General features: G+C 70.6%; 15 protein-coding genes. 5 read left to right on the top strand and 10 right to left on the bottom strand.

Annotation, left to right across the window (positions count from 1 at the left end; genetic code table 11):
* From AAIL17_RS15730 to AAIL17_RS15700, 7 genes are all read right to left on the bottom strand, one after another.
* Window positions 1-231, bottom strand: a 231-nt coding sequence (locus AAIL17_RS15730; RefSeq protein WP_424683799.1) for a DUF1993 family protein, incomplete at its 3' end; no start/stop codon positions are given.
* A gap of 13 nt (window positions 232-244) precedes the next feature.
* Window positions 245-1552 (bottom strand): TCR/Tet family MFS transporter, encoded by a 1308-nt coding sequence (locus tag AAIL17_RS15725; RefSeq protein ID WP_424683803.1) that lies wholly within the window; start codon window positions 1550-1552, stop codon window positions 245-247.
* Window positions 1553-1723: 171 nt separating this feature from the next.
* Window positions 1724-2059, bottom strand: coding sequence for an EF-hand domain-containing protein (locus tag AAIL17_RS15720; protein WP_424683798.1), 336 nt, complete (start codon window positions 2057-2059; stop codon window positions 1724-1726).
* A gap of 41 nt (window positions 2060-2100) precedes the next feature.
* Window positions 2101-3258 carry a GGDEF domain-containing protein gene (locus AAIL17_RS15715; RefSeq protein WP_424683797.1) on the bottom strand — a complete coding sequence of 386 codons (1158 nt, stop codon included), beginning with the start codon at window positions 3256-3258 and terminating at the stop codon, window positions 2101-2103.
* Window positions 3259-3313: 55 nt separating this feature from the next.
* Entirely contained in the window at window positions 3314-3913 is a 600-nt protein-coding gene (gene folE / locus AAIL17_RS15710; RefSeq protein ID WP_424683796.1) for a GTP cyclohydrolase I FolE, read from the bottom strand.
* A gap of 247 nt (window positions 3914-4160) precedes the next feature.
* Complete coding sequence (rmuC, locus tag AAIL17_RS15705) at window positions 4161-5603, bottom strand: DNA recombination protein RmuC (protein ID WP_424683795.1); 1443 nt, start codon at window positions 5601-5603, stop codon at window positions 4161-4163.
* Between the two features lie 44 nt (window positions 5604-5647).
* Entirely contained in the window at window positions 5648-6760 is a 1113-nt protein-coding gene (locus tag AAIL17_RS15700; RefSeq protein ID WP_424683794.1) for a DNA topoisomerase IB, read from the bottom strand.
* A gap of 78 nt (window positions 6761-6838) precedes the next feature.
* Here AAIL17_RS15700 and AAIL17_RS15695 point away from each other — a divergent pair, with 78 nt between their 5' ends.
* The 5 genes from AAIL17_RS15695 to pgaD all read left to right on the top strand — a co-directional run bounded on the left by AAIL17_RS15695 (window position 6839) and on the right by pgaD (window position 13836).
* Window positions 6839-8032, top strand: coding sequence for an NAD(P)/FAD-dependent oxidoreductase (locus AAIL17_RS15695; protein WP_424683793.1), 1194 nt, complete (start codon window positions 6839-6841; stop codon window positions 8030-8032).
* A gap of 189 nt (window positions 8033-8221) precedes the next feature.
* Window positions 8222-10276 (top strand): poly-beta-1,6 N-acetyl-D-glucosamine export porin PgaA, encoded by a 2055-nt coding sequence (pgaA, locus tag AAIL17_RS15690; protein WP_424683792.1) that lies wholly within the window; start codon window positions 8222-8224, stop codon window positions 10274-10276.
* A 1-nt stretch (window position 10277) separates the two neighbouring features.
* A complete protein-coding gene (gene pgaB / locus AAIL17_RS15685) occupies window positions 10278-12113 on the top strand; it encodes a poly-beta-1,6-N-acetyl-D-glucosamine N-deacetylase PgaB (RefSeq protein ID WP_424683791.1) in 1836 nt (611 codons plus the stop codon).
* Window positions 12114-12142: 29 nt separating this feature from the next.
* Complete coding sequence (gene pgaC, locus AAIL17_RS15680) at window positions 12143-13372, top strand: poly-beta-1,6-N-acetyl-D-glucosamine synthase (RefSeq protein ID WP_424683802.1); 1230 nt, start codon at window positions 12143-12145, stop codon at window positions 13370-13372.
* A complete protein-coding gene (gene pgaD, locus AAIL17_RS15675; protein ID WP_424683790.1) occupies window positions 13369-13836 on the top strand; it encodes a poly-beta-1,6-N-acetyl-D-glucosamine biosynthesis protein PgaD in 468 nt (155 codons plus the stop codon). The genes pgaC and pgaD overlap by 4 nt, the downstream gene beginning before the upstream one ends.
* Before the next feature lie 72 nt (window positions 13837-13908).
* Here the strand turns inward: pgaD and AAIL17_RS15670 are convergent, their stop codons facing one another.
* From AAIL17_RS15670 to AAIL17_RS15660, 3 genes are all read right to left on the bottom strand, one after another.
* Window positions 13909-15096: a class I SAM-dependent rRNA methyltransferase gene (locus AAIL17_RS15670; RefSeq protein WP_424683789.1), complete on the bottom strand. Its 1188-nt coding sequence runs from the start codon at window positions 15094-15096 to the stop codon at window positions 13909-13911.
* 39 nt (window positions 15097-15135) lie between these two features.
* Entirely contained in the window at window positions 15136-15570 is a 435-nt protein-coding gene (locus tag AAIL17_RS15665) for a hypothetical protein (RefSeq protein ID WP_424683788.1), read from the bottom strand.
* Window positions 15571-15636: 66 nt separating this feature from the next.
* Entirely contained in the window at window positions 15637-16584 is a 948-nt protein-coding gene (locus AAIL17_RS15660; protein ID WP_424683787.1) for a serine/threonine protein kinase, read from the bottom strand.
* Window positions 16585-16755: the final 171 nt, after the last annotated feature.

Here is a 16755-nt window from a genome sequence, read left to right as displayed (position 1 = left end):
CCCCTTCCCCCCCCCCACCCCCCCCCCCCCCCCCCCCGCGGCCATGTCGCAGGCGATCTGCACCTGCTTGGTCAGCGGCAGCATGTCGGGGATCAGGCGGGTGCCCAGCAGCACCTCGTCGGTGACGCCCTTGGCCTTGGCGTGCGCCTCGCCCTTCTTCAGCACGTGGAGGAGGTTGGACAGCGCGCGCACGAACACGGGAACGGAAGCCTGGTACATCGAAAGCGTCATGGAAGAACTCCAGTCAGTGGGAGGAATCGTGCGGCAGCGCCTGCGGCCCATCCGCGTCGGGGATGTCCGTTTCGCCGGCCAGCGGTGCGGTGTGCGCGGTCACCCGCGCGGCGATCACGGTGCCGGCGACCAGCAGCAGCGCCGACAGCACGAAGGCCAGTCCCGGCAGGTGCACCGGCGAGCCGGGTGCGATCGAGAAGGCGAACACCTGCGCGAACAGGTAGGGCCCGAAGATGCCGGCGAAACTGCCCAGGCTGGTGATCGCGCCCTGCAGGCGACCCTGTTCGGAAGGATCGACCTGGTGCGTCATGATCGCCTGGATCGGCGGCCCGGACAGGCTCCACAGCGCCATCAGCGGGATGCCGGCGAGGAACAGCCAGCCCTGGTTGGCCACGCCCATCAGCAGGAACGCGCCGATGCCGCAGGCCATGCCGGCCAGCAGCACGCGCCGCTCGCCGAAGCGCGGCGTCAGCCGGCCGGTGAGGAAGGCCTGCACCGAGCCGTCGCAGGCGCCCACCAGCATCAGCACGAAGCCGACCGCCTGCGGGCCCCAGCCGTAGCGGTAATCCGCGTACAGCACGAAGGTGGTCTGCAGCACGTAGTGCGCCAGGTACACCAGGAACATCACGATGCCCAGCCCGAGCACCTGCGGGTAGCGCCGCAGCAGCTTGAGCGATCCCAGCGGGTGCGCACTGTGCAACTCGAAGCGCGGCGTGCGCCGTTCTTTGGGCAGCGATTCGGGCAGGATGAAGAAGCCGTACAGGAAGTTGCACAGCGCCAGGGCGCCGGCGACCCAGAACGGCAGGCGCAGCGAGATGTCGCCGAGGAAGCCGCCCAATCCCGGCCCGACGATGAAGCCCAGCCCGAAGGCGCCGCCCAGCACGCCGTAGGCGGCGGCGCGCTTGTCCTTGGGCGTGATGTCGGCGATGTAGGCGTTGGCGGTGGTGAAGCTCGCCGCGGTCATGCCCAGCAGCGTGCGGCTGACCAGCAGCAGCCACAGCGTGGGTGCCAGCGCCAGCACCACGAAGTCGATCGCCAGCCCGAGGTTGGAGATCAGGATCACCGGACGCCGTCCGAAGCGGTCCGACAGCGCGCCCTGCACCGGCGAGAACGCGAACTGCACCACCGCGAACACGGTGGAGAACACGCCCACCCACCACGCGGCCCGGGCGATGCCGCCGCCGGCGAGCTGCTCGATCAGGTGTGGCAGCACCGGGATGACGATGCCGAACGCCAGCATGTCCAGCAGCACGGTGACGAAGATGAAGGCCACCGCCGCGCGGCGGCGCGTGTCGCTCAGAACGGTGTGGGTCGGGTCCATGCACAGGTGGCCGGCAGGCGAAGCGCGCACGATAGCGCATCGCTGCGACGGGATTACTGCGTGTCGGGCAAGGCCGGCGTGCGCACGGGTCGCAAAACCCCCGTGTCCGATCCGACGTAGGGTGGGCTTGAGCCCACCGGCTCTTCCGGCCACATCGACGCCAACGCACCGCTACCGCGGCGGCTGCGCCATCTCCCGCGCGCTGAGGAAGCCGTCGTGGTTGCGGTCCATCCGGCGGAATTGCGCGCGCAGGTCGGCCTGGAACGCGGCCAGCGTGCGCGGCGTGCGGCGGGGGCCGGGCGGCAGCTCCGCCGCTTCCAGCACGCCGTCGCCATTGGTGTCCATGGCGTGGAAGCCGGCGCTCAGGTAATCGACGTATTCCTGCGGACCGATGCGCCCGTCGCCATCCTGGTCGAACTGCGCCAGGTAGGCGGCGACGGTGGACGGATAGTCGCCCGCATGGACGGTCGTGCAGAGCAGGGCGAAGAGCGGGAGCAGGCGGCGCATCGGTGCATTGGAGCAGGCCGCGCGCGGCAGCGGCAAGCGCATCAGGCGACGGGCGCGTCCGCGGCCACGACCCGGTTGCGGCCGGCGCGTTTGGCCTCGTACAGCGCGCGGTCGGCACGCCGCACCAGGGCGGCCACGTCGCGGTCGCCCGACGCACGCACCGCCACGCCGATCGATACGGAGATCGGCTGCACCTGCCCGTCCAGTTCCAGCGACATCATCGTCACATGGATACGCAACGACTCCGCCAGCGCCATGGCGCCGGCCAGGTCGCTGCGCGGCAGCAGCACCAGGAATTCCTCGCCGCCGGCGCGTCCCAGCACGTCGCCCGGGCGCAGCAGGGCGGCGATGCCCCGGGCCAGCGACGCCAGCACGCGGTCGCCCACCGCATGGCCGAAGCGGTCGTTGATCGCCTTGAAATGGTCCGCGTCCAGCATCACCGCGGCGAGCGCATCGTCCTGGCCGAACAGCCGGCGCCCCTCCTCGTCCAGCGCCAGCCGGTTGAGCGTGCCGGTGAGCGGATCGGTGCGGGCCAGGCGACGCAACTCGGCCTGCGCCGTTTCGTTGTACATCAGCAGGAAACCGATGCTGGCGAAGACCGGCTCGAGCGTGCCGTAGATCATGTTGACGACGTTGCCCGGCGTGGCCTGCAACAGCCCCGCCTGCGCCGCGGTGCCCAGCTCGTGCAGCCGCAGGAACCAGGCGACGGCGGCGCCGGCCAGCACCAGCAACATCACCCGCTGCGCGGCCGAGCCACCGGGACGCAACGCGTGGCGCAGCGGCCACAGCAACATGCCCAGGTAGCAGCCCACCAGGGCGGCGCCGATGCACACCCGGGTGCGGTAGTCCGGCTGGACGATGCCGAACCAGGCGATGCCCAGCCACGCGGCCAGGCCGATCGCGGCCAGCCACGCCCGCCGCTGCGGCACGCCCAGCAGCAGGCGCAGCGCACGCGCGGTCTCGGCATAGGAAATGATCAGCACGCCGTTGGCCAGCACGATCGACCACCAGTCGCTGATCTGTCCCCGCAGCGCCGCCAGCAGCCAGCCCAGCGACTGCAGCACCAGCACCGTGCCCCAGATGCGCAGGCTGGTGCGCGCGCGGCCGGTATAGGCGCGCGTGGCCACCAGCAGCAGCGGCGCAAGCAGCAACGCCTGCAGGGCGCCAAGCAGGCTCAGGGTGGCAAGGTCCAGGTGCACTCGAAAGGGGAGCCGGTGGAAGGGCGCCCCTGTAACGGCCGAAGCCGGCGAAACTTCAGCGCGCGCCGTGGATCCCGATGAACTGCAGGAACTCCGCGCGGGTGCGCGCGTCGTCGCGGAAGGCGCCGAGCATCTGGCTGGTGACCATCGATACGCCGCGCTTGTGCACGCCGCGCGTAGTCATGCATTCGTGGCTGGCGTCGATCACCACCGCGACGCCGGCGGGCCGGAGGTGCTCCTGGATGCAGTGGGCGATCTGCGCGGTGAGCTTCTCCTGCACCTGGAAGCGGCGCGCGTAGCCCTCCACCACGCGGGCCAGCTTGCTGATGCCGACTACGCGGTTGGTCGGCAGGTAGCCCACGTGGGCGCGGCCGATGATCGGCGCCATGTGATGCTCGCAGTGGCTCTCGAACTCGATGTCGCGCAGCACCACCATCTCGTCGTAGCCCTCGACCTCCTTGAAGGTGCGCTTGAGGAACTCGGACGGATCGTCGGCGTAGCCGGAGAACCAGTCGCGGTAGGCCTTGGTCACGCGGCGCGGCGTGTCCAGCAGGCCCTCGCGCGTGGGATCGTCGCCGGCCCAGCGCAGCAGCGTGCGCACGGCTTCCTCGGCCTGGGCCTGGGTGACGTCGTTGGGGGTGCTCGGGTCGCTCATGCGGATGCCTTGGCTTGCGGACGTGACAGTTTAGCGTCCGCTGCCGGGTGACGTACCCAGGCATGTGTAAAGCCCCGCGCTCCGAAACCTTCTCCCCTGGGGAGAGGGTTTGGGTGAGGGGCCGGGGCTCGCGGGGAGGATGGTTTTTTTCGCGCTTGCATGACGAACAAGCGGCGCACAGGCCGGTCTTCGGCTAGAGCGCCCCTCACCCCGGCCCTCTCCCCGGAGGGGAGAGGGAGCGGATGTGTCAGACGGTGTCTTCCTCGACGTCGTCGTCCAGCTCGGGCACCACGCCCAGCAGCTGCTGCGTCACTTCGCCCGAGAGGGTCTCCACGCCACGCAGCTTGCGCTCGATGGTGCGGGTCTTCTTTCCGGCTTCGCCGAGGCTCTTGCTCACCGTGTTGATCTGCTTTTCGGCCTTCTCGAGGATGCCCGCGAACTTGCCGAACTCGTTCTTCACCGCGCCCAGCAGTTGCCAGACCTCGCTGGAGCGCTTCTCGATGGCGAGCGTGCGGAAACCCATGCGCAGGCTGTTGAGCAGCGCACTCAGCGTCGACGGGCCGGCAATGGTGATGCGATGGTCGCGCTGCAGTTGCTCGAACAGCCCGGGGCGGCGGATGACTTCCGCGTACAGCCCCTCGGTCGGCAGGAACAGCACCGCGAAATCCGTGGTGTGCGGCGGAGACACGTACTTGTCCTTGATGGATTTCGCCTCGTCGCGGATGCGGCGCTCCAGCGCCAGCGCCGCGAGTTCGGCGGCGGCGGCATCCGCGCGATCGTGCGCGTCGAGCAATCGCTCGTAATCCTCGGTCGGGAACTTCGAGTCGATCGGCAGCCATACCTGCCCATCGATGTCCTGGCCCGGCAGGCGGATCGCGAATTCGACACGGTCGTTGGAGTCGGGGACCGTCGCCACGTTCAACGCGTATTGTTCCGCCGTAAGCAGTTCGCTCAACAGCGAGGCGAGTTGCACTTCGCCGAAGATGCCGCGGGCCTTCGGGTTGCTCAGCACGCGCTTCAGGTCGCCCACGCCGCTGGCCAGGCTCTGCATCTCGCCCAGGCCGCGCTGCACGGCTTCGAGACGCTCGGACACCAGCTTGAAGGACTGGCCCAGGCGCGTTTCCAGCGTGCTCTGCAGCTTCTCGTCCACGGTCGCGCGCATCTGTTCCAGCTTGGCGGCGTTGTCGTCCTGCAGCGCCTTGAGCTTGGCCTCCAGCGTGGCGCGCACCTCGCCCATGCGCTTTTCGTTGTCGGCAGTGAGCGCCGCCAGCCGCTGCTGCTGCTGTTCGCTGACGCGGTCGAGGGTAAGGGTGACCTCCTCGCGGCTCTTGCGGGCGTCGTCGGTCAGCCGCTGCGCCAGGGCCTGCAGGCCCGCATCGGTGCGCGCGGTGAGGCCGTCCAGGCGCTGGCCGAAACCGTCGATGCGCTCGGCCTGCTGGCTCGACATGCCGGAAAGCTGCTCGGCGACGTGGCCGCGGAAGCGGTCGAAGCCCTGCTGCAGTTCCTCGCGGCCGGCGCGCTGTTCCTCGCGCAGCGCGCGTTCGAGGCGCTCACCGTCGTGCTTGAGCGCGTCCAGGCGAACCGCCAGGCCGTCGTCGGCGCGGCTGCGGCGCAGGAGCACCAGTTGCAACGCCAGCACGGCGAGTGCGACGAGGAGAAGGAGGAACAGGAGTACGTCGGCGAGGGGCATGGCAGGTTCCGGCAAGCTACACGCCCAGTTTACGCGCTGCCGTCTCAGCCGCCGCGACGCTTCGGCCGGAGCCGTTGCCGCAGGAAGCGCAGCGTGGCCAGTTCCAATTGGCGCGGTCGCCCGGCGCAGGTTGGGGTGATCGCGCGTTGCAGGCTGCCGTCGCGCCAGCCTTCGAAGACCTGCGGGTGGATGTAGGACTTGCGGCAGACCGCCGGCGTGTTGCCGAGCACCTCGGCCACCTGCCCGACGGCTTCGACCAGCGCGCTGCGGCGCGCGCGCTCGCCGCCCTTTTCGGGCAGCGGCGTGCAGGCCAGCACGCCGGCGGCGCAGGTGGTGCCGCCCCAGGTGCGGAAGTCCTTGGCGCTGAAGGCCTCGCCGCAGATGGCGTGCAGGTAGTCGTTGACCATGCCCGAATCGATCGGCTGGCGTTCGCCCGCATCGTCCAGGTACTGGAACAGCCGTTGGCCGGGCAGTTGCTGCACGTGGCGCGCGAGGCGGGCCAGCCGCTGGTCGTCCAGTTCGACCTCCTGTTCCTGGCCGCTCTTGCCGCGGAAGCAGAAACGCAGCCGGCCGCGCACCACGCGCAGGTGGCGCGAGCGCAGCGTGGTCAGGCCGTAGCTCCGGTTCTCGCGCGCGTAGGCCTCGTTGCCGACGCGGATCAGCGTCTCGTCCAGCAGGCGTACCAGCAGCGCCAGTACCTTTTCGCGCGGCAGCCCGGCCAGCGCGAGGTCCTGGCGGGTGCGCCGGCGCAGCTTGGGCAGCGCCGCGCCGAAGGCCAGGATGCGGTCGAACTTGCCGTGCTCGCGCAGCGCGCGCCAGTCCGGGTGGTAGCGGTATTGCTTGCGTCCGCGCGCATCGCGGCCGGTAGCCTGCAGGTGGCCGTCGGGATCGGCGCAGATCCACACGTCCTCGTAGGCCGGCGGGATCGCCAGCGCGCGGATGCGCGCCAGTTCGGCCTTGTCCGTGATCGGTTGGCCGTCCGCATCGCGGTAGCTGAAGCTCTTGCCGCGGCGCAGGCGGCGGATGCCCGGCTGTGCGTCGCTGACGTAGACCAGGCCGGCCGCCCGCGCCTGCGCACGCAGGGCGGGGTCGATTTCGCTGGGGCGGCTGCTCATCGAAGCGAGTGTGGCGGTGGCCTCGATCAAGACGGCGTGCATGCGGCTTTGCACCGGCGCCGCGCCCGCTCCGTGCAAACGGGCGCATGATGGACCGTGACCTGTCATCGGAGCCGAAACATGGAACACGCGTACGACTACCTGATCGTGGGCGGCGGCATGGCCGCCGATGCGGCGGCCAAGGCGATCAGCGCCGCCGATGCGGCCGCGAGCATCGGGATCCTCGGCGCGGAGACCGAGCCGCCGTACGAGCGGCCGCCACTGTCCAAGGCATTGTGGAAGGGCGACAAGACGCTAGCCTCGATCGACCTGCAGACCGCGGCGAGCGGCGCCGAACTACACCTGGGCCGCCGCGCGCAGACGCTGGACCGCGCCGGCCATCGCGTGGTCGACGACCGCGGTGACAACTGGCGCTACCGCCGCCTGCTGCTGGCCACCGGCGCATCGCCGCGCGTGCTTCCGTTCGCCGCCAACGAGCGGGTCATCCATTTCCGCACCACCGACGACTACCGCCGCCTGCGTGGCTACGCGGTGGAGGGCGCACGCATCGCCGTGGTGGGCGGTGGCTTCATCGGCAGCGAACTGGCCGCCGCGCTCGCCGGCGCCGGCTGCAAGGTGAGGATGCTGTTTCCGGGTGCGTCGATCGGCAGCGGGCGCTATCCGCCCACGCTGGCGTCCTTCCTGGACGATTACTACCGCGGGCGCGGCGTGGAGCTGCTGTCTGGCGTCAAGGTGGTGGGCGGCAGCGCCGGCGACGGGGATGTCGAGCTGGTGCTGTCCGACGGCCGGCGTCTGCGCGTGGATGCCGTCGTCGCCGGCCTGGGCGTGGTTCCGGATACCGCGCTGGTGGAGCAGGCCGGGCTGGAGGTGGCTGACGGCGTGCTGGTCGACGCCCGGCTGCGCACCAGCGATCCCGACATCTGGGCCGCGGGCGACCTGGCCAACTTCTTCAACCCGTCGCTCGGCCGGCGCCTGCGCGTGGAGCACGAAAACGCGGCGGTCGAGATGGGCGCCCACGCCGGCCGCGCCATGGCCGGCGCGGGTGGGGACTACACCACTCTGCCGTACTTCTACTCGGACCTGTTCGACCTCGGCTACGAGGCGGTCGGCCTGCTCGATGCGCGGCTGCAGCTGGTGGAGGACTGGAGCGAGCCGCACCGCAAGGGCGTCGTCTACTACCTCGACGGCGGCCGCGTGCGCGGCGTGCTGCTGTGGAACGTGTGGGGCCAGGTCGATGCCGCACGCGCGCTGATCGCGCAGCCCGGCCCGTTCGACGCCGCTTCGCTGCGCGGGCGCATTCCCCACGACGGCTGAATTTGCGCGCGCCCTACGCACTCCTGATTAAGAACACACGCGTGCACGGCGAAAGCCGGGCATGCGTTAAAAAACTGCAATTACGATGTGATAGAGTTCACAAAAACCTCACACAGATAGTCGGCCGTCAAGACGGCTGAGCAGCAGCCGGTGGAGTGGTGCCGGACAGGAGCAGGGGGAACAACGGCAATGTTCATTCGAGGCCCCATCCCGGCGGCCAGCCGGCTTGCGCTCGCCACCGCGGTGCTGGTCGCGCTGTGCGGCCAGCCGGCGTCCGCCATGGACGACACTGGCACCGGCGGCGTGGTGTCGACCATCGACACGCTGCGCCATGCCGGTGACTGGACCCGCGCACTGGCGCTGTGCGAGGACGCACTGCGCAGCCATCCCGACGACGTGGCGCTGCGGCGCCGGCAGGTGCTGATCCTGGCCGACGCCGGCGCAGTCAGCCGTGCGCGCGAACTGGCGCGCAGGCTGCCTGACGATCCCGCGCTGCTGGCCCGCCTGGACGCCGACGCGGCGGCGCATCGCGCCACCCGCGCGGTGCGCGACGCGGTGGCGCCCGATGCCGACCCCTATGCTGCCGCGGACGCCGCAGTACGCGAGCTCGATGCCGTGATCGCCCGCCATGCCGACGACCCGGCGATCGTGCGCCGCGCGCGCCTGGACCGGCTGGTGGCGCTGCAAGGCGCCAGTCGCGACGCCGAAGTGGTCGCCGCCTACGACGCCATGAGCCCGGCCGAGCGCGAGGCCCTTCCGCCTTACGTGCTGCGCCCGCTGGCCGAGGCGCTGCTCGACCGCCAGCGCCCGGAGGAGGCGGCAGGCCTGCTCGAGCAGGCCGGCCCGGCCGCGCCCGGCAGCATTCCCGAGGGCGAGTCGGACCCGGCCATCGTGCTGATGTACGCCTACAGCGAGGCGGGCCAGTACGCCAAGGCGCGCCAAACCATCGACGCCGCCGCCGCGGCGCAGCCGGTGTGGCTGCATCCGCCGGGGCAGACCGAGCCGGAGGCCAACCCGCACCGCAGCGAGGACGACCTCAACGCCGCCCTGCTGCGCAACTACGCCGGCCTGCTGGCCGACGCCCATGCACGCCTTGCCGCTGGTGTGCACGAGGCACCGGCCAGCGCCGCCTGGCGCCGCGAGCTGGGCAACAACGAGCGCGCCCGCGGCTGGCCGCGGCTGGCTGAGCAGGACCTGGCGATCGCCCGCGGGCTCGACCCGCAGGACCTCGGCGCGCGCATGGGCGGACTCGAGACCCGCCGCGACCTGGGCGACTTCCCCGGCGTCGAGGCCGACCTGGAAGCGATCGAGGCACGCTATCCCCGCGACAGCCAGGTCCAGCGCCAGCGCGACGCCTGGAACCGCCAGCGCGGCTGGCAGTTCGATGCGCAGCAGACCTTCGGCCACGGCAACACCATCGACTACGGCGACCGCGACCAGGACACCCAGGCCACGCTTGCCTCGCCGCTGCTGGCCGACCACTGGCGCATCTACGGCATCGCCCGCCACGCGCAGGCCTCGCTGCCCGAAGGCGACGCCCACCGCACCGACGCGGGGCTGGGCGTGCGCGGCGAATGGCGCGGCGTGCAGGCCTACCTGCAGGCGCTGCCCACGCGCGGCACCGGCGGCGATCCCACGGCGGCGGAGGCTGGCTTCGACTGGGCGATCAGCGACCACTGGAGCTGGAGCACGGACGCCAGCAGCTCCGGCGCCGACATCCCGCTGCGCGCCCGCTACTACGGCATTCACGGCAGCACGCTGGACAGCACCGTGCAGTGGCGCGCCAGCGAGCTGCTGAGCGCGCGTTTGGGCGTGCAGGGAGCCAACTTCAGCGACGGCAACCGCCGCCGCGCGGCGGACCTCGGCGTCACCGGCCGCGTGCTCACTCGTCCGCGCCTGCAACTGGACCTGGGCGCGGACCTGTACACCTCGCACAACACGCTGGACGACACCGCCTACTTCAACCCGCGCCGCGACGGCGCGGCCACCGTCAATGCGCACCTGGACCACGTGCTGGCCGACCGCTACGGCCGTACCTGGCACCAGCTCGTCGACGTGGCGGTGGGCAGCTACGCGCAGCAGGGCCAGGCCGCCGGCTGGGTCGCCGAGGTCGGCTACGGCCAGACCTGGCAACCGCACGAGGGGCTCGTGTTCGGCTGGCAGCTGGGCTGGCACAGCCAGCCCTACGACGGCCGCCGCGAGACGCGCGCCACGCTCGAACTGACCCTGCACTGGGGGGAGTGACATGCGCCACCTGATCCTCGCCCTGCTGCTGCTCCTGGCCGTGCCCGCGCACGCCGGCCGGCTGGTGATCCTGAGCTACCACGACATCCACGACCCGGCGCAGGGCCCGACCACCGATCCCGACGCGACCAGCCTGGACCACCTGGTCGGCCAGCTCGACTACCTGCACGCCAACGGCTGGACCGCGGTCAGCCCGGCGCAGGTGCGCGCCGCCGCGCACGGCGGCCCGGCGTTGCCGGACAAGGCCTTCCTGCTCACCTTCGACGACGGCCTGGAAAGCTTCTACACGCGCGTCTACCCGTTGCTGCAGGCCTATCACTACCCGGCGCTGTTCGCGCTGGTCACCGGCTGGATCGAAACCGCGCCCGGCGATCGGCTCGACTACAACGGTCGCGACTGCGACGCCTCCTGCTTCGTCAGTTGGGCGCAGGTGCGCGAGATGCAGCGCTCGGGGCTGGTCGAGATCGCCTCGCATACCGACTCCCTGCACGAGGGCATCGCAGGCAACCCGCAGGGCAACCTGCTGCCCTCCGCCGTCACGCGCCGCTATGACGCGGCCACCGGCAGCTACGAAACCGAAGCGGCCTGGCGCCAGCGCATCACCGAGGATCTCGCGCGCAGCGCGCAAGCCATCCGCGAGCACACCGGCGTGGCGCCGCACGCCATCGTCTGGCCGTACGGCGCCTTCAACCGCCCGGCGCGCGAGATTGCCGCCAGCCTGGGCATGGACATGTCGCTCACGCTGGGCGACGACGTGCCCGACCCGGCGCGCGACCATACCCTGCCGCGCCTGCTGCTCGGCGGTGATCCGGGCGTGTCGGACCTGGCCTGGCAACTGCTGCCGTCGCACGAGGTCGAACCGAAGCGCGTGGTGCAGGTCGACCTGGATTACGTCTACGACGCCGATCCCGCGCAGCAGGAGCGCAACCTCTCCAAGCTGCTCGACCGCATCAAGCGCATGCACGTCGATCAGGTCTGGCTGCAGGCCTACGCCGATCCCGACGGCGACGGTGTGGCCGATGCGTTGTACTTCCCCAACCGGCACCTGCCGATGCGCGCGGACCTGTTCTCGCGCGTGGCCTGGCAGTTGCAGACGCGCGCCGGCGTGCACGTCTATGCCTGGATGCCAGTGCTCGCTTTCCGTCCGCGCTCGAACGAGCCTGTGGCCGCGCTGGGCCTGGCCGGGGAGGGCAAGGACGTGGCGCGGCTGGATCCCTCGCAGCCGGCCGTGCGCCAGTGGATCGGCGACCTCTACGAGGACCTGGCCAGCCACGCCAAGTTCGACGGCCTGCTGTTTTCCGATGACGCGCTGCTGCGCGACACCGACCGCCTTCACGACGCACCCGCACCCGGCCCCGCGCGCACCGCGTGGCTGGTCGACTTCACCCACCAGTTGCTCGAACGCGCGCGCACCTGGCGCCCGCAACTGCATTCGGCGCGCAACCTTTTCGCCGCGCCCGTGCTCGATGGCAAGGCCGAAGCCTGGTTCGCGCAGTCGCTGCCGGCATTCGTGCAGGGCTACGACGAAGTGGGCCTGATGGCGATGCCGCAGTTGGACGAGGCCAAGCCTTCGAAGGCCTGGTTCGAACGCCTCGCCGCTGCCGTCGCGACCGTGCCGGGCGCGCGCGAGAAGACCGTGTTCGAGCTGGCCACGCAGGACTGGCGCACGCGCCAGCCGATCGCCGCCGCCGATGTGATCGAGCGGCTGCGCCTGCTGCAGGTCCACGGCGCGCTGCACCTGGGCTACTACCCCGACGACTTCCCGGCCGACCATCCCGAGCTCGAGCGCATCCGCCCGGGCATTTCCTCGGCCACCTACCCGTACAAGGAGCGCTGATCGTGGAAACGACGAATCACGCCCTGTCGATGCTGCTCGACTTCGCCTTCTATTACCCGCTGGTGATGTCGCTCTTGTGGATGAGCGGCAGCATCATCTATTTCCTGCGCTGGGAGCGGCGCGAGCCGCCGCGCAACGAGCCCGCGCCGCTGCCCAGCCAACCGCCGATCAGCATCCTCGTGCCCTGCCACAACGAGGGCACGCACATCCGCGAGACGATCGAGCAGCTGGCGCGCCAGCGCTGGCCCGAGTTCGAGATCATCGCGGTCAACGACGGTTCCACCGATGACACCGGCGACCAACTGGACGCCCTGGCCGAGGAAGTGCCGCAGCTGCGGGTGATCCATTTCGCCGCCAACCAGGGCAAGGCGATGGGCCTGCGCATGGCCGCGCTGGCCGCACGCCACGAGTTCCTCGTCTGCATCGACGGCGATACCCTGCTGGACGAGCACGCCGCGCACTGGATGATGCGCCACCTGCTGGACAGCCCGCGCGTGGGCGCGGTCACCGGCAACCCGCGCATCCGCAACCGCTCGACCTTGCTGGGCAAGCTGCAGGTGGGCGAGTTCTCCTCGATCATCGGCCTGATCAAGCGCGCGCAGCGCGTGTACGGCCGCATCTTCACGGTGTCGGGCGTGATCGCCGCGTTCCGCAAGCGCGCACTGCTGGACGTGGGCTACTGGAACGTCGACATGGTCACCGAGGACATCGACGTGAGCTGGCGCCTGCAGATGCGCCACTGGGACGTGCGCTACGAGCCCAATGCGCTGTGCTGGCTGCTCACGCCTGAAACCCTGCACGGTCTGTGGCGCCAGCGCCTGCGCTGGGCACAGGGCGGCAGCGAGGTGCTGCTGCGCTACGCCCACGGCCTGTTCAACTGGCGCCGCCGGCGCATGTGGCCAGTCGCGATGGAATACGTGCTCAGCCTGGTGTGGGCCTACCTGATGATCGTGGTGATCGCGGTCTGGGCGCTGGGCCAGTTCATCCCCATGCCGCCGAACCTGGCGATTCCCAGCCTGCTGCCGCGCTGGCACGGCGTGATCCTCGGGCTGACCTGCCTGACCCAGTTCCTGCTCAGCCTGGTGATCGACCGGCGCTACGAAACGCGCATCGGGCGCAACTACTACTGGATGATCTGGTATCCGATCGCCTACTGGATGATCAACACGCTGACCACGGTGGTGGCGTTCCCCAAGGCGCTGATCAAGCGCCGCGGCGTGCGCGCGATCTGGGTCAGCCCGGACCGGGGACTGCGATGAAAGCCGAAGGGTTCGTGATCCAGAACGAGCGCCGGCGCCCGCCGACGCAACGCGCACTCTGGTCGCTGGTCACGCTGCTGGCGTGGATGGCGTGGCTGTACCTGTGGCTGCCGCTGGTCACGCTGGTCGCGTGGCTGGCCGGCCTGCGCACCGCGTACGTGGAATTGTCGGCCGAGCGCTACGCCAACCAGACCTCCGACCTGCTGGCCATCCTCGGCTACGCGCTGATCTGCGCCGTGGTGTTCGCCGCCTGGGCGTACTACAACCAAGCGCGTTTCGCGCACCGGACCCGGCGCCGCCAGGGGCCGGCCGCGGTGAGCCTGGTCGAGGAAGTGATGGCGCTCGACGTCGACGCGCAGGAGGCCCAGGCGATGCGCAGCCAGCGGCACTGCACGCTGGTGTTCGACAAGGACGCGCGGCCGGTGGTGCGGCGGTCGCCGGACCGCGAGTCCGAGCCTGCATGATGTCGTAGGCGGGCGTCAGTCCGCCGCTCTTTGCCGGCACCCGAGGGTGGGCTGAAGCCCACCTACGAGAACCTACTCCACGCGGCAGAACACCGCCTTGAGGTAGCGGCCTTCCGGCACGTCGGCGCGCACCGGATGGTCGGCGCCGGCGCCGGCCACCTGCAGTACCTGAATCTCGCGGCCGGCGTTGAGCGCCACGCGGCGCAGCATTTCCAGGAAATCCGCCTCCGCGACCAGGCCGGTGCAGGAGCAGGTCAGCAGCAGGCCGCCGGGCGGGATCACGTCCAGCGCCAGGCGGTTCATCGCGAAATACTTCTTCAGCGCGTCGAACACCTTGCTGCGGTCGCGGGTGAGCTTGGCCGGATCCAGGATCACCGCGTCGTACTGCTCGCCCTTGGCGGCGGCCTGGCGCAGCCAGTCGAAGATGTCCGCCTGCTGGAAGTCCACCGTCAGCTCGTTGGCGGCGGCATTGGCGCGCGCGATCTCCAGGATGCCGGCGTCCATGTCCACGCCGGTCGCCTCGCGCGCGCCGGCGGACATCGCGTGCACCGCGAAGCCACCCGAGTTGCAGCACAGGTCGAGCACGCGCCGGCCGCGGGCGAGTTCGGCGAAACGGCGGCGGTTCTCGCGCTGGTCGGCGAAGAAGCCGGTCTTGTGGCCATAGCCCGGCGCGGCGTGGAAGGCCAGGCCGTGCTCGTGCACCTGCACCGGCGCCGGCGGCTCGGGGCTGCGGCAGTCGAAGGATTCCTGCTTCTGCACGTGGCTCTCGGCAAACCAGTACAGCCGCGCGCCGGGGAAGTGGCCGAGCAGCGCGGCGTGGATCGCCTCGCGGAACTTCCACATGCCGGCGGCGAAATATTCGATCACCAGGATGTCCGCATAACGGTCCACCACCAGGCCGGACAGGCCGTCGCCCTCGCTGTGCACCACGCGCCAGGCGTCGCTGGCGCGATCCAGTTGCAGCAGCTCGCGGCGCAGCTGCACCGCGCGGGCGATACGTTGGGTGATCCAATCCGCGTCGATCGCCTCGCCAGGGTTTGCAGTGAGCAGGCGCAGCGCGATGCGCGCGTGGCCGTTCCAGAAGCCGCGACCGACGAAACGGTCCTTGCTGTCCACCACCTCGACCACGCTGCCCGGCGGCAGCCGCTGTTCGGGCTTGTACACCTGCGCGGACCACACCCAGGGATGGCCGGGGGCGCGGTCGGACTTCAAGCGGATGCGCGGCAGCGCAGCGGAATCGTGCGGGGTGGGGATGTTCATCGCGCCATGATACCCGGCACGTCCATCCGGACGTCGCGGTTACCGCAGCTTGAGCACCAGCCACGACACCAACGCCAGCAGGTTCACGCCCACGCGCGACACCGACGGCCCGGCGATCGCCAGCACGAAGCCCTGCGTACCGAAGCTCCAGTCCAGCCACGGCCGCGCCAGGTGGAAGGTGGTGTAGATGTTGAGGAAGCCGCCCGCGTGCAGCGCATAGCTGAACACCGGCGTGGCGATCAACGGCAGTTGCAGCAGTTGTGCGATGCGCGAGAACGCCACGCCGCGCTCGCTGCCCTCGACCAGCAGCACGCCCGCCACCAGCACGAAGCCGAAGGCGATCAGCGCCAGCAGCGCGTGCAATGCGTCGTAGGTGGAACCCATCAGCAGCAGCCGGCGCAACGCGCCCGCGGCGCCGTACAGGCCACCGGCGATTTCGAGGATGCCGATCAGGCGGAAGAGGAAGCTGCGCATTCGGGTTCCGGGACACGGTTTGCGGAGCGCGCAGTGTGCCGATTTTGCGGCGCGCCGTCTGCGACTTCAGGCCAGTCCGTCGGCCAGCTCGTGCAGATCGGCCACGTGCTGTTCCCACCAGCGCGGCTCGGCCGAGAACGGGAATGCCGCGGGGAAGGCCGGATCGGACCAGCGTTGCGCGATCCAGCCGGCGTGGTGGACCTGGCGCATGGCGCGCAATGCAGGCACCAGCGCGAGCTCGGCCGCGTCGAAGTCGCGCATCGAGCCGTAGCCCTCCAGCAGGGCGTCCATCGCGGCGGCGTCGTGGGCGAGCATCCACAGGTCCTGCACGGCCGGGCCCGTGCGTGCGTCGTCCAGGTCCACGAAGTGCGGGCCGGCGTCGGTCCACAGCAGGTTGCCGGGATGGCAGTCGCCGTGCAGGCGAAGCTGGCGTACCGGGCCGATCGCTTCGAGGTGCGCGGCGACCGCGTCGTCGAGCCGGCGCACGGCGGCGCGGTAGCCGTCGGCCAGGTGCGCCGGCAGCAACGGCGAAGCCAGCACCGCCTGCGCCGGGCGCCCGATCAGCGTGGCGCGGTCGATGCGCTCGCGGTGCTCGAACGGCGAGCGCGAACCCACGGCGTGCAGGCGCGCGATCAGGCGGCCCAGCCATTGCAGTTGTTCGGCCGATTCCAGCGACGGCGCGCGGCCGCCGCGGCGCGGGTAGAGCGCGTAGCGGTAGCCGCCGTGGGCGAGCAGGGTGCGTCCGCCGAACGCCAGCGGCGCGACCACCGGCAGTTCGTCCGCGGCCAGTTCGAGCGCGAAGGCGTGCTCCTCGGCGATCGCCGCATCGCTCCAGCGGCCCGGCCGGTAGAACTTGGCGATCACCGGCGCGCCGTCCTCGATGCCGACCTGCCAGACGCGGTTCTCGTAGCTGTTGAGGGCGAGCAGGCGGCCGTCCGGCCACAGGCAGCAGGCGCCCACGGCGTCGAGGACGAGGTCGGGGGTGAGGTTGGCGTAGGGGGTGGTGATGTTCATCCCCCTCTCCCCTCCGGGGAGAGGGTCGGGGTGAGGGGCCGGGGCTCGCGGAAGGGATTGTTCGGAGCACGGGGGAAAAAACCATGTGCTTGCGAAACCCTTTCGCAAGAGCGCCCCTCACCCCAAGCCTCTCCCCGGAGGGGAGAGGGAGCAAGCGCTGCGGGCTTCGAT

Origin of the sequence: Frateuria sp. YIM B11624 (assembly GCF_049727805.1) — a bacterium.
Classification (GTDB): Bacteria; Pseudomonadota; Gammaproteobacteria; order Xanthomonadales; family Rhodanobacteraceae; genus Frateuria_A.
The sequence above is the reverse complement of the archived record's forward strand: the minus strand, read 5'-3'. Positions and strand labels throughout refer to the sequence as shown.